Here is a 21,525-nt window from a genome sequence, read left to right on the forward strand (position 1 = left end):
GGACGGTGAGGGCGATGGCTCCGAGGGACGGCGTCGACGAGCCCACCCGGGAGTTCCCGGAATACGCATCGGGCCGGGCCGAGCCACCGCAGATCGGCCACGAGGCCGACCCGCCCGCCACCGACGATCCGGGCTACGACGGGCCGGAGCCGCCGCGGGGTGACGACCGCGCCCCGGCGCCGGCCGCTCCCCACTCGCGGCTGCTCGGGTGCGGCCTGTTCACCCTGGTCGCGGTGATCGGTGTGGCGGTCGTGGTGATCCTGGGCATGCAGGGCGCCGGTCTGTGGCCGCACCTGAGCAATCCGTTCAGCAAGGAGCAGACCGACCGCAGCCAGCCGCCGCTGCTCACGTCGATCCAGGACCTCAGCCGGTACGTCGCCGCCGAGGGCAACTTCCAGGTCGTCGTCGACCTGGAGAACGACCGGAAGTACGTGCCGGACTTCCTGCTCAACGACCGGACCCTGTTCGTGGGCGCCGGGACCGTCGAGGCGTACGTGGACTTCTCCCAGGTGGCCGAGGGCGCGATCACCGAGTCGGACGATCACGGCACCGTCGAGCTGAGACTGCCGGCGCCGCAACTGGGCGAGGCGCACCTGGATCTGGAGCGCAGCTACGTCTTCGCCGAGAAGCGCGGCCTGCTCAACCGGCTCAGTGACGTCTTCGGCAACGATCCCAACCGGCAGAAGGTGGTCTACCAGACGGCCGAGGAGCGCATCACGGCCGCCGCCCGGGACAGCGGGCTCGCCGACCGCGCCCGGGAGAACACCCAGAAGATGCTGGAGGGCCTGCTGCGCTCGCTCGGCTACGAGAAGATCACCATCACGTACACGACGCCGTAGCCGCGCCGTTCGGGAGCCGGCAAGCCGGCGGGCCGCCCGGATACCAATGTCGTATCCGGGCGGCCCGCGAACGCCACCGGATGTCCTCCGGGACCGGCCCGGCCGGCCGGTGATCCAGGAGAGACCCGTCAGTTCTCGTTCGGCATCAGGATCCAGAGCACCAGGTAGATGACCACCTGCGTGCCCGGCAGCAGCAGCGACAGCACGAACAGCAGCCGGACGAGGCCGGCCGACAGGCCGAACCGGCGGGCCAGCCCGGCGCACACGCCGGCGATCATGCGGTTGTCCCGGGGCCGTACCAGCTTGCGGCTCATCTGCTTCCTCTCCCCAAACTCGCGGTCGTGAACACCGCGTCTCTGTCTCGACGGTAGGTCCAGCGGGCCAGCCCGCCGTCGTTCCTGGGGCGGATCCGGCGGGCGCGCTCCTAGGTACTTACCCCGACCGCGTCCCGGGGAAGCCTGGCGGGGCGGTGGCCCGGACGGCCCCGGGCGACCGGGCCGGCCGCGCCGCTGACCCGGGGTTGACCCGAGGGCCGACCCGGGGCTGACCCGGGGCTGACCTGGGGACTGACCTGGGCCGGAAGGCGTGACGGCCGGTGTCGGTCGGCCCGCGGCGGAGTAGGCTCGCCGGTCGGGCCGGCACCGGCGCCGCGCCCGGCGGTGAGGGGAGTACGGCGTTGATCAGCGTGTTCGATCTGTTCTCGATCGGGATCGGGCCGTCGAGTTCGCACACCGTCGGCCCGATGCGCGCCGCACGTACCTTCGTGCTCGGGCTCAAGGCGGACGGCCTGCTCGCCGACACCGCCCGGATCACGGCCGAACTCTTCGGCTCGCTCGGCGCGACCGGGCACGGCCACGGCAGCGACCAGGCGGTGCTGCTGGGCCTGGCCGGCGAGGCGCCCGAGACCGTGGACACGGACGGGGTCGACCAATGGCTGGCCGAGGTCCGCCGGACCGGCCGGTTGGACGTGCTGGCGGTGCATCCGGTCGCCTTCGATCCGGACCGGGACCTGGTCCTGCACCGCCGCCGGTCCCTGCCGTTCCACCCGAACGGCATGACCTTCGCCGCGTACGACCGGACCGGCGAGCCGCTGCGGAACCGGACGTACTACTCGGTCGGCGGCGGGTTCGTGGTGGACGAGGGCGCGACCGGCGCGGACCGCATCAAGCCGGACGGTACGGCGGTTCCGTACCCCTTCCTCACGGGCGCGGAACTGCTCGATGTCACGCGGCGTAGCGGCTTGTCGATCAGCGAGGTGATGCTGGCCAACGAGCGGTCCCGGCGTTCCGAGGCCGAGGTACGGGCGGGGCTGCTGGAGATCTGGCGGGTGATGCGGGAGTGCGTCGAGCGCGGCTGCGAGCGGACCGGGACGCTGCCCGGCGGCCTGCGGGTCCGGCGCCGCGCGGCGGAGCTGCGGCGCAGCCTGGAGGCCGAGCCGGCCGGCGGGGCCGACCCGCTGCGGGTGATGGACTGGGTGACCCTGTTCGCGCTGGCGGTGAACGAGGAGAACGCCGCCGGGGGTCGGGTGGTGACCGCGCCCACCAACGGCGCCGCCGGGATCATCCCGGCCGTCCTGCACTACTATCTGCGGTTCGTTCCGGGCGCCTCGCCGGAAGGGGTGGTCCGGTTCCTGCTCGCGGCGGGCGCCATCGGCGTGCTGTTCAAGGAGAATGCCTCGATCTCCGGCGCCGAGGTCGGCTGCCAGGGTGAGGTCGGTTCGGCCTGCTCGATGGCGGCCGCCGGGCTCGCCGAGGCCCTGGGCGGCTCCCCGGAGCAGGTGGAGAACGCCGCCGAGATCGGGATGGAGCACAATCTCGGCCTGACCTGCGATCCGGTCGGCGGCCTCGTGCAGATCCCGTGCATCGAGCGGAACGCGGTGGCGAGCATCAAGGCGATCACCGCAACCCGGCTCGCATTGCGTGGTGACGGAGTGCATCATGTGTCGCTCGACAAGGTCATCAAGACAATGCGGGAAACCGGTGCGGACATGAAAGTGAAGTACAAGGAAACGGCCCGCGGTGGGCTGGCGGTCAATGTCATCGAGTGCTGATTCCGCCGTCTGACGGGCGATTTCCCACCCCCGCCACCGACTACCCGGGGTGATTTTCGACTGCTAACCTATGGCGCGCCCAGCGGTGGCCCTCGGGGGAGGGATGACCGCCGCACCGGCGTGTCGACGCTCACGCCGGGATCGTGCGGGTGTCTCCCGCCGTATCGTCTTCGTCCCACCCGAGCGCGGCAGGCACAATGGTTCTGTCCAGGTGACCGCCCTATGCGGTCAGAAGGAGTCACAGGTGAGGCGAGGACACTATCGGCGCGCCCGGGCGGCAGGACCGCGGGCGGCGGCGCCGGGTGGAGGGGGCAGCGATGACGTCGGCGGCGGCTGATGTGTGGGCCCACCGCAACGCTCTGGCGTTGCTCGTGCGCCGGGACCTCGCGGTCAAGTACCAGCAGTCGGTGTTGGGGTATTTCTGGTCGTTGATCGAGCCGCTGGCCATCGGCGCCATCTACTGGTTCGTCTTCGGCGTGCTGTACCACACCAACCGGCACGTGTCCGCGTACCCGCTCTACCTGATCACCGGCATCTTCGCCTGGCAGTGGATCAACTCGGGGATCAGCGAGGCCACCACCGCGCTCACCGGCCAGGCCCGGTTGATCACCACGATGAAGGTGCCCCGCCAGGTCTTCCCGTTCGGCCGGGTGATCGGCCGGTTCGCCGAGTACCTGGCCGGGCTGCCCGTGCTGGCGGTGCTGGCGGTCTGGTTCGGCCAGTTCTCCTTCGGCTGGCACCTGCTGGCGCTGCCGCTGGCCGTCGTGCTCTCCTTCACGTTCCTGACCGGGCTGGCGCTGCTGCTCTCGTCCCTCAACGTCCTGCTGCGCGACATCGACCGGTTCATGCGGCTGGCCACCCGGGTGCTGTTCTACGCGGCGCCGATCATCTATCCGCTCTCGCTGGTGCAGAGTTCGTCCATGCCCGGCTGGCTCAAGGACGTCTACGAGCTGAACCCGCTGGTCGGGATCCTCCAGCTCTTCCACGCCGTCTGGTATCCCGACCAGTTCCCCGGCACGAAGCTGCTGCTGGCCTCCGTGGTGGGCAGCCTGGTGGTCCTGCTGGCCGGTAGCTGGGTGTTCCGCCGGCTTGAGCCCGCGGTGCTGAAGGAGCTGTAGTGACTCAGCCGATCATCGAGGCGAACGACCTCGGTATCCGTTTCGTCCGCAACCGTCGCCGGCAGCTCCGGCTGCGGGAGATGTTCATCCACCGCGGCCGCCGGCAGCCCTCCTCCGAGGAGTTCTGGCCGCTGCGGCACCTGACCTTCGACATCCAGCCGGGTGAGGCCGTCGGCATCATCGGCAAGAACGGCACCGGCAAGAGCACGACGCTGCGGCTGATCGCGGGCGTGCTCATCCCGGACGAGGGTTCCATCACCGTGCGCGGCAAGGTGGCACCGCTGCTGGAGCTGTCGGCCGGCTTCTCCAACGACCTGACCGGCCGGGAGAACGTGCACCTGGTCGGTTCGCTGCACGGGCTCAGCCCCGCGTTCCTGCGGGCCAGGTTCGACGAGATCATCGATTTCGCCGGCGAGCAGGTGCAGAAGGCGATCGACACGCCGGTCCGGCACTACTCGTCCGGGATGAAGGTCCGGCTGGGCTTCTCGGTGATCGCCCAGTTGCAGCACCCGATCCTGCTGGTGGACGAGGTGATGGCGGTCGGCGACGCCGAGTTCCGGGCCAAGTGTTACGCGACCATCGAGCGCCTGCTCGGCGAGGGCCGCACCCTGGTCCTGGTCTCGCACAACGAACCCGACCTCACCCGCTTCTGCAAGCGCGGCCTCTACCTCAACCGGGGCGAGTTGGTGGTGGACGGCACGATGCAGGAGGCGCTCGACGCCTACAACAACGTGGTCCGGACGTGACGCGGGCGATTCGGGCGTGATGCGGGCGGTCCTGCTCGGTTCCGCGGGTTCCGCGGGCGAGTCGCCGCCCGGATCCGGGCCCTCGCCGCGGGATCGGCTCGTCGAGCAGCTCACCCGGGCGGGCGCCGACACGGTGATCGTGACGAGCGATCCGGCCGAGGTGGCCCGGCTGGCGCAGGAGGCCAGCGGGCCGCTGCTGCTGTGCGCCGACGACCTGGTGGCGCACACGGCGGTGCTGCGGCACCTGGCCACCAGCCCGGTCGGCCCGACCGTGGCCCTGGTGCTGCCGGAGCCGCCGGCCGGCGACCGGATCGGTGTACGCGAGGACCGCGGTCAGGTGGTGGCCGCGGTGCCCCCGGACACCGGCTCCGTCACCGGTGGGCCGGTACCCGGCGAACCCGTCGGCGGTGGATCACCAGGAGCCGGCGCCGCCACCGGGACGTTCGGCGGCGCGCTCCGGGTCGGCACGCCCGACCTGCCGGCGCTGGCCGCCGCGGCCCACGCGGTCGCCGCCGCCCGTACCGTCGCCGCGCCCGGCGGGGCAACCGCGAGCGGTGCCGCCCTCGGCGACGCCGACGGAACCCGCGGCACCCCGGTCGACGACCTCTTCGCCGCGCTGGCGGGCGACAACCTGATCTTCAGCCACCGGGTACGCCTGCTGGTCGCGCGCCGGGTCCGCGGATCCGCCGAGCGGCGGGCCGCCGAGGCGGCCGTGGCCGCCGTGCCGTCCGAGCCGGCCGAGCTGCGGCTCGCGGTCAAGGAACGGGACGACCTGTTCACCACGTACTGCGTGAGCACCTGGTCCCCGCACGTCACCCGGCTGGCCGCCCGGCTGCGGCTCGGCCCGACCGGGGTGACCGCGCTGTCCGTGCTGTTCGCCGCGGTGGCGGCGGCGCTGTTCGGTCTCGGCGGCCGGCCGGCGCTGGTCACCGGCGCCGTTCTGCTCTACCTGGGCTTCGTGCTGGACTGTGTGGACGGTCAACTGGCCCGGTTCACCCGGCAGTTCAGCCCCTGGGGCGGCTGGCTGGACACCATGGCCGACCGGGCCAAGGAGTACATCGTGTACGCCGGCCTGGCGGTGGGCGTGGAGCGGTCCGGCCTGGGCAACGGGTGGGCGCTGGCCATCGCGGCGATCACCCTGCAGACCGTGCGGCACATGACCGACGCCTGGTACGGGGTGCTGCACGACGAGGCCGCCCGGCGGCCCGGCCCGGCCGCGGGGGGCGGCATCGGCGCCCGGCTCAGCCAGGCGTCCAACCGGGTGCAGGCCGACACGGGCTCGGTGGGTTACTGGCTGAAACGCACGGTGGTCTTCCCGATCGGTGAGCGGTGGGCGCTGATCGCGATCACGGTGGCCCTGTTCAACCCGCTGGTCAGCCTGGTGGCCGTGCTGGTCTGGGGGGTACTCGCCGCCGGCTACACGCTGGCGCTGCGTACCCTGCGGTCCCGCTCGATGCGGATCGCTGTGCTGTCCACGGTGGACACCTCCGCGCACCGGGACGACGGGCCGCTGGCCCGCTGGCTCGGCACGCGTACCCGGCTCTCGGGTCCGCTCCCGGCGGCGGTGCTGGCCGCGTTCGCGGCGGCGGCGCTGCTCGGCACGGCGTTGGCGCGCGACGGGACCGCGGACCGCCGGCTGGTGCTGCCGGCCGCGCTGCTGGTCCTGGTGGCCGCCCTGCCGGCCGGCCGGGCGCATGCCGGCCCGCTGGACTGGCTGGTGCCGGCCGTGCTGCGGGCGGCCGAGTATCTTTTCGTCATCGCGGCCGGGCTGCTCGGCCGGGTGCCCGCGTGGCTGATTTTCGCGCTGCTGCTGGCGCTCGCGCTGCACCACTACGACCTGACCGCCCGGCTGGAGAAGCGGACGGCCAACCCGGGGTCGTGGGTGTACGGCCTCGGCTGGGACGGGCGTATTATCCTGCTCTCCGCCGCTGTCGCGGCGAATGCGGCGACTGTCGTCTTCGCGGCCGTTGCCGGCTACCTGCTTGTCCTGTTGGTGTCGGGCGCGCTGACCACCTGGAGTGTGGCCGCCCGATCTGGACGGCGGGTGGCCCGTTGAGAACCGGAAGATATTGTTGTGGTGAACTCCAGCTCGACCAGCCGGCAGACACCAGTGACGGGCCGCCCACCGGGATGGCCGAGGAACGGAACCGATGACTCTGATCAGCTTCGTCGTACCGGTTTATCAGGTTCAGGGCTACCTGAGGGAATGCCTCGACTCGATCCTCGACCAGTCGTTCACCGACGTTGAGGTCATCGCGATCGACGACAACTCGCCCGACCACAGCGGCGAGATCCTCGCCGAGTACGCCGCTCGGGATCCGCGGCTTCGGGTCGTCTCGCTGGACCGGAACGAGGGACAGGGCCCGGCCCGCAACCGCGGCGCCAAACTGGCCACCGGTAAGTACGTCTGGTTCCTGGACAGCGACGACTGGCTGGCCGAGGGTGCGATCCAGGCCGTGGTGGACCGGCTCCGGGAGACCGACGCCGAGGTGCTGATCGTCGACTGGGCGCGGGTGTACTGGACCGGCCGGACCGACAACAGCGTGCCGGGCCGGCGGTTCAACCTCGCCCCCGCGGTCTTCGCGGCCCGGGAGTGGCCCGAGGTGCTGGAGATCCTGCACGTCCCGTGGAACAAGGTCATCCGTCGGGATCTGCTGGAGCGGATCGACTTCCAGTTCCGGTCCGGCTGGTACGAGGACGTCCCGTTCACCTACCGGCTGCTGCTCACCGCCGACCGGGTCAGCCTGCTGGCCCGCACCTGCGTGTACTACCGGCGCCGGCGCAGCGGGGCGGCCACCGGCACGCTCGGCGACGGCCACTTCGCGATCTTCCCCAACTGGGCGCAGGTCTTCGAGACCTTCGACGACAGCCGTCCCGGCGCGGCCGATCTGCGCGGGCGGCTGTTCCGCCGGATGATCTGGCACTTCCTGATGGTGCGCGGCAACGACGACCGGATGCCGAAGCACCTGCGCAAGCGGTACTTCGCCGAGATGACCGACCACTACCGGCGCTACCTGCCGCCCGACGGGTATCCGATGCCCGACGGCGTGGAGGGGCTCAAGCACCGGCTGGTGGCCCGGGGCGCGCACCACACCTTCCAGGCGCTGCGGCTGGCGTTCCGCGCCCGCGCCTACGTCTCCCGCAAGGTGCGCAAGCAGAAGCGGCGGGTCGGCAAGACCGCCCGCCAGGTGGCGAAGGTCGCCCGGGACGGGCTGCTGATGGCGTACTACAAGCTCCAGTTGCGGATGCCGATGGACCCGAAGCTGGCGCTGTACGGGGCGTACTGGTACCGCGGCTACTCCTGCAACCCGGCGGCCATCTACGCGAAGGCGCGGGACCTGGCGCCGGACGTGCACGGCGTGTTCGTGGTCCGGCGGGACAAGGCGGAGACCATGCCGCCCGGCGTGGACTACGTGATCGCCGGGACGGCCCGCTACTACCGGATGCTGGCCCGCGCGCACTGGCTGATCAACAACGTCAACTGGCCCGACATGGCGGTCAAGCGTCCGGGGTCGGTCCACGTGATGACCCACCACGGCACGCCGCTCAAGGTCATGGGCATCGACCAGCGGTCGTACCCGGCCGGCGCCGGCGATCCCGACCTCGGCGCCCAACTGCGCCGGGCGGACCGCTGGGACTACAGCATCACCGCGAACGGCTTCACGAGCCAGATGTGGGACCGGGCCTACCCGTGCCGGTACGAGACGCTGGAGACCGGCTATCCGCGCAACGACCGGCTCGCGCTGGCCACGCCGGAGGAGATCGCCCGGGTCCGCGCGTCGCTCGGCATCGCACCCACGGACCGGGTGGTGCTGTACGCGCCGACGCACCGGGAGCACCTTCCCGGCTACCACCCGCCGTTCGACGCGGCCGCGTTCGTCGACGCGATCGGCCCGAACGGGCTGCTGCTGATGCGCAGCCACTACTTCCACGACCGGGCCAAGGCGCCGGTCACCAGGCAGGAGATCGAGCGGGTCCGGGACGTCTCGGAGTACCCGTCGGTCGAGGATCTCTACCTCGTCGCCGACGTACTGGTGACCGACTATTCCTCGCTCATGTTCGACTACTCGGTGCTGGACCGGCCGATCGTGATCTACGCGCCGGACTGGCAGGCGTACCGGTTGGTCCGAGGTGTCTATTTCGACATCATGGCTGAGCCGCCGGGTGCGGTGGCCACGTCGTTCCCGGACCTGCTGGCCCTGTTCCGGGCCAGCGCGGTGGACGACGACGCGGCCACGAAGGCCCGCAGCCACTTCCGGGCCAGGTTCAGCTCGCTGGAGGACGGCCACGCCGCGGAACGGGTGGTCCAGCGCGTCTTCCTGGGCAGAGCCGGCTGACCGGCGCGCCGGAGAGTCCTGGTAACGGTCCCGGAATCCACCCCTGCCGGGACGAACCGCAGTGAAGCATGCGGCGGGTCGGCGAATCGGGCCGACACCGCCGCATGCCGCTTTTTGCCCGGAACGGTCCCTAGGTCATCCACCTGTCACACGGCGAACATGGCACGTTTACCCGATGGGCTAATCCGATGATGCTCGTCACTCTCATTCCCGAACTTGGCCTCAAGCTACGGGGAGGTGGCGGTGACCACCGTCGCACTACGGGACGTGACCAAGGTCTTCTCCGACGGCACGGTAGCCGTCGACTCGGTGAGCCTTGATGTCGCCGACGGTGAGTTCATGGTGCTGCTCGGCCCGTCCGGCTGCGGCAAGTCCACCGTGCTGCGGATCGTCGCCGGTCTGGAGGACCCGACCGGCGGGGCGGTGTTGCTGAACGGCGAACTGGCCAACGACACGCCGCCCCGGGACCGTGGCATCGCCATGGTGTTCCAGGACTTCGCGCTCTATCCGCACATGTCGGTGCGGGAGAACATCGGGTTCCCGCTGCGGCTGTCCGGGATCGATCCGGACCGCCGGGGCGAGCGGGTCTCGGACGTGGCGGGCGCGTTGGGCATCGGCGAGGTGCTCGCGCGCCGACCGGGACAGCTCTCCGGCGGCCAGCGGCAGCGGGTGGCCATGGGGCGGGCGATCGTCCGCCGCCCCGGGCTGTTCCTGATGGACGAGCCGCTGTCCAACCTGGACAGCGGCCTGCGGGCCGAGCTGCGGGCGGAGATCTCCGGGCTGGTCCGGGAGCTGGGCGTGAGCACCATCTACGTCACCCACGACCAGGCCGAGGCGCTGACCATGGCCGACCGGGTGGCCATCCTGCGCAAGGGGGTGCTCCAGGACGTCGGCACGCCCACCCAGGTGTACGGCCGGCCGGCCACCCTGTACGTCGCCGCGTTCCTCGGCAGTCCCCGGATGAACCTGTTGGAAGCGTCGGTGTACGCGCAGCTCGACCGGCACGTGGCGCTCGACCTCGGCGCGCAGACCCTCTATCTGCCCTGGGACGACATCCGGTCCCGGGTCGTGGCGCACTACCACGGCGAGCGGATCGTGGTCGGCATCCGGGCCGAGTCGCTGACGCCGGTGCCGCCGGACCAGCCGGGGGACGTGCTGCGCGGCCGGATCCGCTACCTCGAACACCACGGCCACGAGTCGCTGGCGTTCCTCGACATCGGCGCGCTGGCGGTACCGGTCGACGAGATGGGCTCCGGGACGGTCGAGCCGGCGCGTACCGGCAGCCGGGGAACGCTGGGCAAGCTCATGCAGCGGCTGTCCGGCCGGACGGCGCCGGTGCCGGCGCCGCCCAGCAGCAACGGCCGGGCCAGCGTGCTGGCCGACGGCCGGCACTCCCGGCGACCGGCCGAACTGGCGGTACGGCTTGCGCCGTACCCGGCGGTCGCCGCCGGGCAGTCGCTGGCGGTGTCGGTACGGCTGGACGCGCTGCACTTCTTCGACGACCGCGGCGACCGGATCGACGCCGGTTGGCGCTGACGGCGCCGACGCCGGCCGGCGGTTGCCTTGCCCAATGCGGTTACCGATGGGTAACCTAACGCCGTGATGACCGACGGGGAGCAGGTGGCCGCCGGCCTGCGGGCGGCCGTGCCGTTCGTCCGCACGCTGGGCCTGGAGTTTCTGGAGATCGGGCCGGACCCGGCCGAGGACGCCGCCGGGGCGCTGCGGGCGGTCGTGCGGCTGCCGGACGCCGAGGCCATCCACAACCACGTCGCGGGGCCGCACGCCGGTGCCATCTTCACGCTCGGCGAGACCGCCTCCGGGGCGGTGGTCATGGCCGCCGTCGGTCACCTGCTGGACCGCGCGGTGCCGCTGACGGTCCGCGCCGAGATCGCGTACCGGAAGCTCTCGCTCGGCCCGGTCACGGCCACCGCCTGGCTGCACCGCCCGGTCGCCGAGATCGAGGCCGAGCTGGCCGTCGGCGGCCGGCCCAGGCTGGAGACCCCGGTGCGGATCGCCACCGCGGACGGCGTCGTGCGGGCCGAGATGACCCTGGTCTGGGCCCTCCGGCTGAACTAATTTCAGCGCCCCTGACCAGGGCCGGGACAATAGCGCCCGCGCCGCGCCGGATGCTTGCGTTTCACACATCGGTAACACGGTTTAAGTTGTTCCGGTGTTGGGCCTACCCGATCACGTTTCGACGTGTCTCTTCGATCTCGACGGCGTGCTGACGCAGACCGCAAAGGTGCACAACGCCGCCTGGGAACAAACGTTCAATGACTACCTGCGGCAGCGGGCGGCCGCGAACCATGAGCGGTTCAAGCCGTACGACCCGGGGCCGGACTACAACCGGTATGTCGACGGCCGACCGCGCGCGGACGGCGTACGTACCTTTCTCGCATCCCGGGGTATAACTCTGCCGGAGGGGTCGCCGGACGACCCGCCCGAGGCCGAGACGATCAACGGGCTGGGCAACCGGAAGAACGTGGTGCTGCTGGAGCGCATCCACACCGACGGTGTCCAGCCCTACGAGGGCTCGGTCGCGTACCTGAAGGCGGCCACCGACGCCGGCCTGCGCCGCGCGGTGGTCTCGGCCAGCGCCAACTGCCGGGACGTGGTGCAGGCCGCCGGTCTCGCCGAATATCTGGAGGTACGGGTGGACGGTCTGGTGGCGCGGGAACGCGGCCTGCGCGGCAAGCCGCATCCGGACACCTTCCTGGCCGCCGCGAAGCTGCTGGGCGTGCAACCGGGCGAGGCGGCCGTGTTCGAGGACGCGCTGGCCGGCGTGGAGGCCGGCCGGGCCGGACAGTTCGGCTACGTGATCGGCGTGGACCGGGTGGGACAGGCGGACGAGCTTCGCGAGCACGGCGCGGACATCGTGGTCCGCGACCTCGCCGAGCTGCTGGCCGGGGCGAAGGGTGGAGCATCATGATCCGGGAACGGGCGTACCCCGTCGAGCCCTGGCACGTCCGGGAGACCCGGCTGGACCTGGACGTACTGGCCCAGTCCGAGTCGGTGTTCGCGCTCGCGAACGGGCACGTGGGGCTGCGCGGCAACCTCGACGAGGGCGAACCGCACGGCCTGCCGGGCACCTACCTCAACTCCTTCTTCGAGCTGCGCCCGCTGCCGTACGCCGAGGCGGGCTACGGGTTCCCCGAGTCGGGCCAGACGGCCGTGAACGTCACCAACGGCAAGCCGATCCGGCTGCTCGTCGACGACGAGCCGTTCGACGTGCGGTACGGCAACCTGATCTCCCACGAGCGGATCCTCGACCTGCGCGCCGGCACCCTGCACCGGTCCGTGGAATGGTGCTCCCCGGCCGGCAAGCGGATCCGGGTGCGCAGCACCCGCCTGGTGTCGTTCACCCAGCGCGCCATCGCCGCCATCGAGTACGAGGTCGAGGCCGTCGACGTCGAGGTCCGGCTGATCCTGCAGTCCGAGCTGGTGGCCAACGAGGAACTGCCGGCGCAGAGCAAGGACCCGCGGGTGGCCGCCGTGCTGGACAAGCCGTTGCAGGCCGAGGAACGCCTCGTGCAGGAGGTGGGCGGCCTGCTGATCCACCGCACCAAGGCCAGCGGCCTGCGGGTGGTGGCGGCCATGAGCCACGACATCGACGGTCCGCCGCGGACCAAGGTCGGCACCGAGGCGTTCGAGGACTGGGCGCGCACCACCGTCACCTGCGACCTGCGCCCGGGTCAGCGGCTGCGCCTGGTCAAGTACCTCGCCTACGGCTGGTCCAGCCAGCGGTCCCTGCCGGGCCTGCGGGACCAGGTGGCGGCGGCGCTCTCCGGCGCCAGGTACTCCGGCTGGGACGGGCTGGTCGAGGAGCAGCGGGAGTTCCTGGACACCTTCTGGGACGCCTCCGACGTGCGGGTGGAGGGCGACCCGGAGGTGCAGCAGGCCGTCCGGTTCGGGCTGTTCCACGTGCTCCAGGCCGGCGCCCGGGCCGAGTTGCGGCCGATCGCGGCCAAGGGCCTCACCGGACCCGGGTACGACGGGCACACGTTCTGGGACACCGAGACCTTCGTGCTGCCGGTGCTGACGTACACCCAGCCGGCGGCGGTGGCCTCGGCGCTGCGCTGGCGGCACTCCACCCTGGACCTGGCCCAGGAGCGCGCCCGCACCCTCGGGCTGCGCGGCGCCTCCTTCCCGTGGCGCACCATCCGCGGCCAGGAGTGCTCCGCGTACTGGCCGGCGGGCACGGCCGCCTTCCACATCGGCGCGGACATCGCCGACGCGGTCCGGCGGTACGTGCAGGCCACCGGCGACGAGGAGTTCGAGCGCGAGGTGGGGCTGGAACTGCTGGTGGAGACCGCGCGGCTGTGGGTGTCGCTGGGCCACCACGACCGGCAGGGCCGGTTCCACCTGGACGGGGTCACCGGGCCGGACGAGTACACCGCGGTCAAGGACGACAACGTCTACACCAACCTGATGGCCCAGCGGAACCTGCTGGCCGCCGCCGACGCCGTCAGCCGGCACGGCGACCAGGCGTGGAAGCTCGGTGTGGACGACGAGGAGACCGCCGCCTGGCGGAACGCCGCCGCCGACATGCACATCCCGTACGACGACGAACTGGGCGTCCACCCGCAGGTCGAGGGATTCACCCGGTATCAGGAGTGGAATTTCACCGAGACGGCGCCGGAGCAGTATCCGATGCTGCTGAACTTCCCCTACTTCGACCTCTATCGCAAGCAGGTGGTCAAGCAGGCGGACCTGGTGCTGGCGATGCACTGGCGGGGCGACTACTTCACCCCGGAACAGAAGGCCCGCAACTTCGCCTACTACGAGCGGCGAACGGTGCGGGACTCCTCGCTGTCGGCGTGCACCCAGGCCGTGATGGCGGCCGAGGTGGGGCATCTGGAATTGGCGCACGACTATCTGGGCGAGGCCGCCCTGATGGATCTGCACGACCTGAACCAGAACACCCGGGACGGCGTACACGTCGCCTCGCTCGCGGGCGCCTGGATCGCGCTGGTGGCCGGCTTCGGCGGCATGCGGGACCACGAGGAGGTGCTGTCGTTCGCGCCGCGGCTGCCCAGCCGGCTGGACCGGCTGGAGTTCTCCCTCACCTGGCGGGGGCTGCGGCTGCGGGTGGACGTCCGCAAGCACGAGACGACGTACTCGCTGCGGGACGGCGAGGGCGAGGAGACGGTGGAGCTGCTGCACCACGGTGAGCAGTTGCGTATCGGCTGCGGCAAGCCGGTGACCCGGGCGATCCCGGAGATGCCGCCGGTGGGTCCGCCGCCGGTGCAGCCGCCGGGCCGGGCGCCGGTCCGGCGTACCGCGCAGACCTGAGCGGTACTCCTCCGCCGCGCCCGATCGGGCGCGGCGGAGGAGTCGGCTCGTCCGGTCCCGGCCGCGGGCGGCCCGGCCGGGTCGCTGGCCCGCGGCGGCGGGTCCGCCGGCGGCGGCCGGGGTCAGAACCGGTCGCCGGTGGACGGGATGCCCTCGGCGTCGTGCGGCGTGACCGTCCGCGGGTCATCGGCGGTACGGGCCTGGGCGGCCTCGTCGGCCCAGCCACCCTCCTCCGCTCGCCGGTCGGTGGCCGGCTTGCGGCGCGGCCTGTCCGTGCTGGGATCCTCCGGTTGGGCGGGGTCCTGGCGGTTCATCGGGCGCTCCTCATCGTCGTCGGTCGCCGGCTCCCGGTTCGCGGCGACCCCGGGAGCGCAGGGCGTCTCGGGCCGGGCTTCCCGGCGGGGCGTCTCTGCCGGGCCTTCCGGCTGAGCGTCCCGGGCCGGGCTTCCCGGCCGGGATGCCGGTAAACGCGCAGTTCCCGGACGGAGGCCCCGACCACGCCGAGAGCCCGGGACCGGCCCGCCGCGGCGGGAAGCGCGCCGCGGTGACTGGGCGGCGGCCGGATGGGTACCACAGCGGGCAGGAGGTGCCCGATGCAGCCGCGCGCGACCGAGACGACCATCCCGACCGCCGGCGTACGGCTGGCCGCCGACCTGCTCACCCCCGACGGCGCGGCCGGGATGGTGCTGTTCGCCCACGGCAGCGGCAGTTCCCGGCGCAGCCCGCGGAACGTGGCGGTGGCCCGGGTGCTGGCCGGCGCGGGGCTGGGCGCGGTGCTCGTGGATCTGCTCACCCCGCAGGAGGAGCGGGTGGATCTGCGTACCCGCGAGCTGCGCTTCGACATCCCGCTGCTGGCCGACCGGCTGGCCGGGGTCGTGGACTGGCTGGTCTCCGGCGGGGGCGGGCCGCCGACGCCGATCGGCCTCTTCGGGGCCAGCACCGGCGCGGCCGCCGCGTTGGTAGCCGCCGCGCGCCGGCCGGACCTCGTGCCGGCCGTGGTCTCCCGGGGCGGCCGGCCGGATCTCGCGGGCGCCGACCTTACCCGGGTACGCGCGGCGACGCTGCTGCTGGTGGGCGGCAGCGACGAGGAGGTGCTCGGGCTCAACGAACAGGCCGCCCGCGTCCTGCCGGGCACCGTCGAGCTGCGGGTGATACCCGGCGCCACCCACCTGTTCGAGGAGCCGGGCGCACTGGCGGAGGTGGCCCGGCAGGCGGCCGACTGGTTCGTCGGCCACCTGCCGGGCTGAGCGGGTGTTCGACAGGGCCCGCCGGTGGCGAGTCCTGTCGAACCCTCCGCGACACCGGCGCGCGTCCGGCCGGGTGGGCCGGTCCGCGCGTCCGGGTCGGGTCGCGGCCCCGGTCGGGCCGCGGTCCCGGGTCGGGTCAGCGCACCGGGCGCGGCGGGCTGGGTGCGCTCTCGTTGGCCAGCCGGTCCAGCGCGGTCACCGCGTAGGTGTACGTCCGTCCGGGCTGTGCCGTGCCGTCGAGGTGGGACTGTTCGCCGGTGCCGTCGGCGCGGACCGTGGCCACCAGGTGCGCGGCATCGGCGTACCCGCACGCCGTGGGCAACTGGGCGCCGTCGAACCGGTAGACCGCGTACGACGTCGCCCTGCCCAGCGGCCCGACCCCGTCAAGCAACGGCCGCCACCGCAGGCGTACCCCGTCGGACTGCCGGCTGGCACCGGTGACCAGCGGGAACAGCAGCGGCTTGGCCGGCAGGTGGGTCATCGCGGGCACCAGCGCGGGCCGCGCGTAGTGCTCGGCCGCGTAGATGTCGGTGGCGCCGAGCTTGTTCGCCCGGACCTGGACGGCGCTGAAGTGGATGTTGCCCTGCACGTCGGGGTGGTCCTGGTTGAAGGCCAGGTGTCGGGACATCTCGGCCGGATCCTGCCAGGCGGCCGGCTGGGCCGGATCACCGATCTTGTAGTCGGCCTGCCCGATGTAGAGCTGGACCCGCGTGCCGTGCACCACGTCGGCCCACCACGGCACCAGCTTGGCGTAGTCGGCGACGGCGAGGCCGATGTTCCAGTACACCTGCGGCACGATGTAGTCGATCCACTCCTGCTTCACCCACCTGCGGGTGTCGGCGTAGTTGGCGTCGTACGACTGGGTGCCGGCCGTGTCCGAGCCGAGCGGGTCGGCCGAGGCGTTGCGCCAGATCCCGAACGGGCTGATGCCGAACTTCACCCATGGCTTTGCGGCCTTGATCCGCTGGTTCATCTCCTGGACCAGCAGGTCGATGTTGTGCCGCCGCCAGTCCGCCCGATCGGTGAAGTCGCCGCCGTACCGCGCGAACGTGGCGTCGTCCGGGAAGTCCTGACCGGCCGCCGGGTACGGGTAGAAGTAGTCGTCGAAGTGCACGCCGTCGAGGTCGTACCGCTGGACGGCGTCCATGATCGCGGTCTGCACGAAGTCGCGGACGGCCGGGATGCCGGGGTTGTAGTAGAGCCGCGAGCCGGGGGCGTCCACCGGGTACGCGACGGCCCAGTCCGGGTGTTCGCGGACCGGGTGGCCCGGCGCCAGCTTGTCGATGTCCGCTCCGGCGCCGTCCGGCATGGAGATCCGGTACGGGTTGAACCAGGCGTGGAATTCCAGGTTGCGCTTGTGCGCCTCGCTCACCAGGAAGGCCAGCGGATCCCAGCCCGGGTCCTGGCCGCGTACCCCGGTGAGGTACTCCGACCAGGGCTCGTACGGCGACGGCCAGAACGCGTCGGCGGTGGGTCGGACCTGGACCACCACGGCGTTGTGGTGCAGCCGCTGGGCCAGGTCCAGCCAACCGCGGTATTCGGCCTGCTGCGCGGCGATCCGGTCGGGATCGGTCCAGGACGCCTTGCTGGGCCAGTCGATGTTGACGACCGAGGCGATCCACATGGCCCGGAACTGGCGCTTGGGCGTGGCCGGATCGGTGTCGCAGGCGGCGCTTCCCGCCGGCGCGGTCTGCGTCGTGGCGGCCCGGCCGGGCACCTGGGCGGCGGCCGCGCCGGAGGGCACCGCGAGGGTGCCGAGCAAGGCGAGAGCGAGGGCGGCGACGGGGAGGCGGGGTGCCTTCATTGCGGCTGCGTCCCTTCCGTGGGTGCTACCGGTCCTTGGCTGCTACCGGACAGCAGTGCGGCAACATTCACCGATTGAGATCTGCTGTAGGAAGGAAAGTTTCACACCGCACACGCCCGGCGCAAGCCCTGACGCGGAATCACCCCGGTCCGGCCGTCGCGGGTGGTGGGCCGCCGCCGGGTCAGGCCGCCTTGGCCAGCGCGGCGACCCGGACCAGCACCTCGACCCGGCCGAGTGGGGCGCCGTGGCGGTCGAGCGACTGGCCGATCACCCAGACCCAGTGGTTGTCGTAGTACCGCGACAGGTCGTGCCGCAACTGTTCGACGCGCAGCGACAGTGGGCGCCCGCCACACCGCCAGTCACCCTTGCGCAGCGTGACAACGGTCCCGGCCGGGACCTCCAGTTGGCCGTTCACGGGCACCTCCGAAAGGGGAGGAATGGGGAGGAAAGCATGCACCCGGGCGCCGGCTGACCGATGCCCGGTCTGTCAGCCTCGCCGGGGCCGGACCGTTGGCACAATGCCTCTAAGCAAGATTTCAGGTGCCGAAAGGCGACAGTTCCGATCGACGTATGTGGATTAGTGGACCCGACCGGTGGACCGCCCGGACAGCGGCTATCGTGTGGGCGTGCAGCCGCCGGTCGAGGTTGAGCAGGGTAGCCGGTGATCCATTTCCCGGCGGTGAGGCGCGGTCCGCTCCGGGCCATCAGTCTGCGGCTGCTCGCCGCCGTCCTGCTCGTCTTCCTCGTCGTCGCGGTCGTCTACTCGGACCGGACCGGCTATCGGGACGTCAACGACGACGGGGTGAGCCTGCTCGACAGCTTCTACTACGCCGTCGTCTCGCTCTCGACCACGGGCTACGGGGACATCACCCCGGTCGCCAAGGGCGCCCGACTGGTCAACATCCTGATCATCACGCCCGCCCGGGTGCTGTTCCTGATCATCCTGGTCGGTACCACCCTTGAGGTGCTGACCGAGCAGTACCGCACCGGCCTGCGGCTGTCGCGGTGGAGGAGGAACGTGAAGGGTCACGTCATCATCTGCGGCTACGGCACCAAGGGCCGCAGCGCCGTATCGGCCCTGCTGGAAACGGGCTTCGACAAGTCCCGGATCGTCGTGGTGGAACGCAACCCGGGCGCCATCCGGCAGGCGACCTCCGCCGGCCTGGTCACCGTCGAGGGGTCGGCCACCCGGTCGGCCGTGCTCAAGCAGGCGCACGTGACCTCGGCGAAGTCCGTCATCATCGCGACCGACAGTGACGACGCTTCGGTGCTGGTCACGCTGACCGTGCGGCAGCTGACCGCCGGCCAGGTGCGGATCATCGCCGCGGCCCGCGAGGCCGAGAACGCCCCGCTGCTCAAGCAGAGCGGCGCGCACCACGTGATCGTCTCGTCCGCCACCGCGGGCCGGCTGCTCGGGCTGTCGACCTCCGCCCCGCCGCTCATCGACGTTGTGGAGGACCTGCTCACCCGGGTCAGGGCATGGCCCTGGCCATGCGCTCGGCCGAGCGCGACGAGGTGGGCCGCGCGCCGCGCGACCTCGCCGTGCTGGTGATCGCATTGGTCCGGCGCGGCAAGGTGGTCCCGGTCGCCGACTCGGCCGAGGTCACCGTGGAGACCGGCGACATGCTGGTGTACGTCCGCGACGACCGGCCCCCGTCCGGGCCGGGCGCCTCCGGCCCGGTCGGCGCCGCCCGCTGAGCGACCCTCGTCCGGCGTCGTCACGTCCCTGCTGGTCGGACACCCAGGTATCGCGCCGGCACCGCCGCTGTCAGCCAGACACCGTTGGCACTTCGGTAGAACACGTGCCCATCGCGGGCCATGGCCTCGGCATCGACGGTGAGGATCGCGACCGTACCGGCGCGGCGGGCACCGACCCGGTGCGCGACGTCGGGGTCGGCGGACAGATGCACATGGTGCCGGCGGGCGCGGTGCAGGCCCGTGGCCCGGATCGAGTCCAGCGCGGCCGTGGTCGTGCCGTGGAACAGCCGGGCCGGCGGTGCCTGCGCCACCAGGCCCAGATCGACCGGAACCGAGTGGCCCTGGCTGGCCCGGATCCGCTGGGTCCCGTCCGGGCCGCGTTCGACGGCGAATCGCCGCTTGTCGTTGCCGGCCACCACCGCGTCGAGATCCTCGCGGCTGATGCGGAGGGCGCTGAGGACGTCCTCGACGGCGACCCAGCCGGACCGGTCCAGCGCGAGGCCGAAACGGCCCGGCGCGTGCCGCAGCGCCAACGACATCCGCTTGCTGAGTCTCACCAGGTCCCGCTGAAGCACAGCAAACATCATCCGTGGTCGGCAGCCGACGGGTCCACCCGGATACTGCGATGACGACCGGATCCGTCAGCCGGCGAGTTGGTCGCGGCGGCGGGTGAGGTAGGCCCGCTCGGCGGAGTTGCCGGTCAGCTCGATGGCCCGGTCGTAGGCGATCCGCGATTCGCCGCTGCGTCCCAGCCTCCGCAGCAGGTCGGCGCGGGCGGCGTGGAAGGCGTGGTAGCCGTCGAGGCTCTCGGCGAGCCGGTCGATCTCGGCGAGCCCGACCCCGGGGCCGTCGATCTCGGCGACCGCGACCGCGCGGTTGAGCCGGACGATCGGGGAGGGGTCGACCAGCGTCAGCCGGCCGTAGAGGGCGACGATGGCGGCCCAGTCGGTGTCCCGGATGGACGGCGCGGCCGTGTGCACCGCGTTGATCGCGGCCTGCAGCTGGTAACGCCCGGGTGGGTCGCCGCCGGCGGCGACCGCCGCGATCCGCTCGCGGAGCAGGGCGGTGCCCTCGGCGATGAGGCCGCGGTCCCAGGCGCCGCGGTCCTGCTCGTCGAGGGTCACCAGCTCCCCGGTGCGGGACACCCGGGCCGGCCGCCGGGCGTCGGTGAGGAGCATCAGGGCAAGCAGGCCGACCACCTCGCCGTGATCCGGCAGGAGGGCTCGGAGCAGCCGGCCGAGCCGGATCGCCTCGTCGCTGAGGTCGGCGCGTACCGGATCGTCCCCCGCGCCGGCCAGGTAGCCCTCGTTGAAGACGAGGTAGACGACCGCGAGCACGCCGGCGAGCCGCTCGCGGATGTTTCCGGCCGAGGGCACCCGGTACGGGATGTGCGCCGCCTTGATCTTCGCCTTGGCGCGGGTGATCCGTCGGGCCATCGTGGTCTCCTGCACCAGAAAGGCGCGGGCGATCTCGGCGACGCCGAGGCCGCCGAGCAGCCGGAGGGTGAGCGCCACCCGGGCCTCCATCGACAGCGCCGGATGGCAGCAGGTGAAGATGAGTCTGAGCCGGTCGTCCTCGACCGGCCCGGTCGGCTCGGGAGGGCTGTCGTCGTACACGATCCGGGCCGCCTGGTGTTTGGCGTCGCGTTGCGCATCGCGACGCAGCCGGTCGATTGCCTTGCGGGTCGCGGTGGTGGCCAGCCAACCGCCGGGATTGGCCGGTACGCCCTCGCGTGGCCACCGTTCCGCGGCCGTGACGAACGCTTCGGCCGTGGCGTCCTCGGCAACGTCGAGGTCCCCGAAACGGCGGGCGAGGGCGGCGACCACCCGCGCCCACTCCTCGCGGTGGACCCGGATGATCGCCTGCTCGGCGGCGGGGCCGGTCACTCCGGCCCGGAGTCGGTGCGCCGGGTCCGTCCGGGACCCCGGAACCGGTGCACCTCCTGCGGCCAGTCGAGCACGGTCGCGAGCCGGCCGGCCCAGTGTCGCGCCGCGGCGTCGTCCGGTACGTCCACGACGGCGAAGCCACCGAGGTGCTCCTTGGTCTCGACGTACGGGCCGTCGGTGAAGACGGGCCTGCCGTCCACCGACTCGACGCTGCAGATCGCGGTGGACCGGTCGAGGCCCCCGTTCGTGAAGATCAGGACGCCCTCCGCCTGCATCTCGTCGACGACCGCCCGGACGGCCGTGGCCTTTTCCTGGATCTGTTCCGCCGTGTGCTCGGGCACCCACTCATCGTTGAAGGTGATCAGGTACTCCGTCATGATCGTCTCCTCCCGGCCCTCGGACGAGGGCCCGCGCGCTCCGCGTGCCGGCGACCCGGCCGGCCGCCGTACACCGGTTCCACGAACGGCCCCACCCCGATACGACACCATCCCGCAAAGTCGAGACGACA

18 protein-coding genes and 1 pseudogene are annotated in these 21,525 nt (G+C 72.0%); 12 read left to right on the forward strand and 7 right to left on the reverse strand.

Annotation, left to right across the window (positions count from 1 at the left end):
- Positions 1 to 14 precede the first annotated feature (14 nt).
- Positions 15 to 839, forward strand: coding sequence for a DUF4230 domain-containing protein (locus tag CIK06_RS02790; RefSeq protein WP_095563494.1), 825 nt, complete (start codon positions 15 to 17; stop codon positions 837 to 839).
- 128 nt (positions 840 to 967) lie between these two features.
- Here CIK06_RS02790 and CIK06_RS02795 read toward each other — a convergent pair whose 3' ends face one another.
- A complete protein-coding gene (locus CIK06_RS02795) occupies positions 968 to 1,153 on the reverse strand; it encodes a PspC domain-containing protein (RefSeq protein ID WP_095563495.1) in 186 nt (61 codons plus the stop codon).
- A 362-nt stretch (positions 1,154 to 1,515) separates the two neighbouring features.
- Between CIK06_RS02795 and CIK06_RS02800 the strand changes: the two genes are divergently transcribed.
- The 9 genes from CIK06_RS02800 (at position 1,516) to CIK06_RS02840 (ending at position 14,382) form a co-directional block, all read left to right on the forward strand.
- Positions 1,516 to 2,889, forward strand: coding sequence for an L-serine ammonia-lyase (locus CIK06_RS02800; protein WP_095563496.1), 1,374 nt, complete (start codon positions 1,516 to 1,518; stop codon positions 2,887 to 2,889).
- A gap of 317 nt (positions 2,890 to 3,206) precedes the next feature.
- A complete protein-coding gene (locus CIK06_RS02805; RefSeq protein WP_095563497.1) occupies positions 3,207 to 4,007 on the forward strand; it encodes an ABC transporter permease in 801 nt (266 codons plus the stop codon).
- Positions 4,007 to 4,753, forward strand: coding sequence for an ABC transporter ATP-binding protein (locus tag CIK06_RS02810; RefSeq protein ID WP_095563498.1), 747 nt, complete (start codon positions 4,007 to 4,009; stop codon positions 4,751 to 4,753). The genes CIK06_RS02805 and CIK06_RS02810 overlap by 1 nt, the downstream gene beginning before the upstream one ends.
- A gap of 16 nt (positions 4,754 to 4,769) precedes the next feature.
- Positions 4,770 to 6,809: a DUF5941 domain-containing protein gene (locus tag CIK06_RS02815; protein WP_369916085.1), complete on the forward strand. Its 2,040-nt coding sequence runs from the start codon at positions 4,770 to 4,772 to the stop codon at positions 6,807 to 6,809.
- Between the two features lie 94 nt (positions 6,810 to 6,903).
- Complete coding sequence (locus tag CIK06_RS02820) at positions 6,904 to 9,090, forward strand: bifunctional glycosyltransferase family 2 protein/CDP-glycerol:glycerophosphate glycerophosphotransferase (RefSeq protein WP_095563500.1); 2,187 nt, start codon at positions 6,904 to 6,906, stop codon at positions 9,088 to 9,090.
- Between the two features lie 243 nt (positions 9,091 to 9,333).
- Positions 9,334 to 10,626 (forward strand): ABC transporter ATP-binding protein, encoded by a 1,293-nt coding sequence (locus tag CIK06_RS02825; RefSeq protein ID WP_095567514.1) that lies wholly within the window; start codon positions 9,334 to 9,336, stop codon positions 10,624 to 10,626.
- 63 nt (positions 10,627 to 10,689) lie between these two features.
- The gene (locus CIK06_RS02830; RefSeq protein WP_369916087.1) at positions 10,690 to 11,166 is read left to right on the forward strand and encodes a DUF4442 domain-containing protein; all 477 of its coding nucleotides are present in this window, start codon (positions 10,690 to 10,692) and stop codon (positions 11,164 to 11,166) included.
- Positions 11,167 to 11,260: 94 nt separating this feature from the next.
- Positions 11,261 to 12,019 (forward strand): HAD family phosphatase, encoded by a 759-nt coding sequence (locus CIK06_RS02835; protein WP_095563502.1) that lies wholly within the window; start codon positions 11,261 to 11,263, stop codon positions 12,017 to 12,019.
- A complete protein-coding gene (locus tag CIK06_RS02840; RefSeq protein WP_095563503.1) occupies positions 12,016 to 14,382 on the forward strand; it encodes a glycoside hydrolase family 65 protein in 2,367 nt (788 codons plus the stop codon). The genes CIK06_RS02835 and CIK06_RS02840 overlap by 4 nt, the downstream gene beginning before the upstream one ends.
- A 122-nt stretch (positions 14,383 to 14,504) precedes the next feature.
- Here the strand turns inward: CIK06_RS02840 and CIK06_RS02845 are convergent, their stop codons facing one another.
- Positions 14,505 to 14,696 carry a hypothetical protein gene (locus tag CIK06_RS02845; RefSeq protein WP_095563504.1) on the reverse strand — a complete coding sequence of 64 codons (192 nt, stop codon included), beginning with the start codon at positions 14,694 to 14,696 and terminating at the stop codon, positions 14,505 to 14,507.
- Between the two features lie 279 nt (positions 14,697 to 14,975).
- Between CIK06_RS02845 and CIK06_RS02850 the strand changes: the two genes are divergently transcribed.
- A complete protein-coding gene (locus CIK06_RS02850) occupies positions 14,976 to 15,629 on the forward strand; it encodes a dienelactone hydrolase family protein (protein ID WP_095563505.1) in 654 nt (217 codons plus the stop codon).
- Between the two features lie 136 nt (positions 15,630 to 15,765).
- On the opposite strand, the gene CIK06_RS02855 is transcribed toward CIK06_RS02850, so the two are convergent.
- Complete coding sequence (locus CIK06_RS02855) at positions 15,766 to 17,433, reverse strand: glycoside hydrolase family 10 protein (protein ID WP_095563506.1); 1,668 nt, start codon at positions 17,431 to 17,433, stop codon at positions 15,766 to 15,768.
- Positions 17,434 to 17,614: 181 nt separating this feature from the next.
- Positions 17,615 to 17,848 (reverse strand): hypothetical protein, encoded by a 234-nt coding sequence (locus tag CIK06_RS02860; RefSeq protein ID WP_095563507.1) that lies wholly within the window; start codon positions 17,846 to 17,848, stop codon positions 17,615 to 17,617.
- A gap of 246 nt (positions 17,849 to 18,094) precedes the next feature.
- On the opposite strand from CIK06_RS02860, the pseudogene CIK06_RS02865 reads away from it, so the two are divergent.
- A pseudogene (locus CIK06_RS02865) lies at positions 18,095 to 19,131 on the forward strand (TrkA family potassium uptake protein).
- 20 nt (positions 19,132 to 19,151) lie between these two features.
- On the opposite strand, the gene CIK06_RS02870 reads toward CIK06_RS02865, so the two are convergent.
- Genes CIK06_RS02870 through CIK06_RS02880 form a run of 3 tightly spaced genes read right to left on the reverse strand, consistent with a single transcriptional unit; the run spans position 19,152 to position 21,394 of the window.
- Entirely contained in the window at positions 19,152 to 19,715 is a 564-nt protein-coding gene (locus CIK06_RS02870; protein WP_198348267.1) for an RNA 2'-phosphotransferase, read from the reverse strand.
- Positions 19,716 to 19,772: 57 nt separating this feature from the next.
- Positions 19,773 to 21,017 (reverse strand): RNA polymerase sigma factor, encoded by a 1,245-nt coding sequence (locus CIK06_RS02875; protein ID WP_095563509.1) that lies wholly within the window; start codon positions 21,015 to 21,017, stop codon positions 19,773 to 19,775.
- Positions 21,014 to 21,394 carry a YciI family protein gene (locus tag CIK06_RS02880; protein WP_095563510.1) on the reverse strand — a complete coding sequence of 127 codons (381 nt, stop codon included), beginning with the start codon at positions 21,392 to 21,394 and terminating at the stop codon, positions 21,014 to 21,016. Before CIK06_RS02880 ends, CIK06_RS02875 begins: the two co-directional genes overlap by 4 nt.
- Between the last annotated feature and the right edge of the window lie 131 nt (positions 21,395 to 21,525).

Origin of the sequence: Plantactinospora sp. KBS50, from assembly GCF_002285795.1 — a bacterium.
In the GTDB taxonomy this organism is placed as follows: Bacteria; Actinomycetota; Actinomycetes; order Mycobacteriales; family Micromonosporaceae; genus KBS50.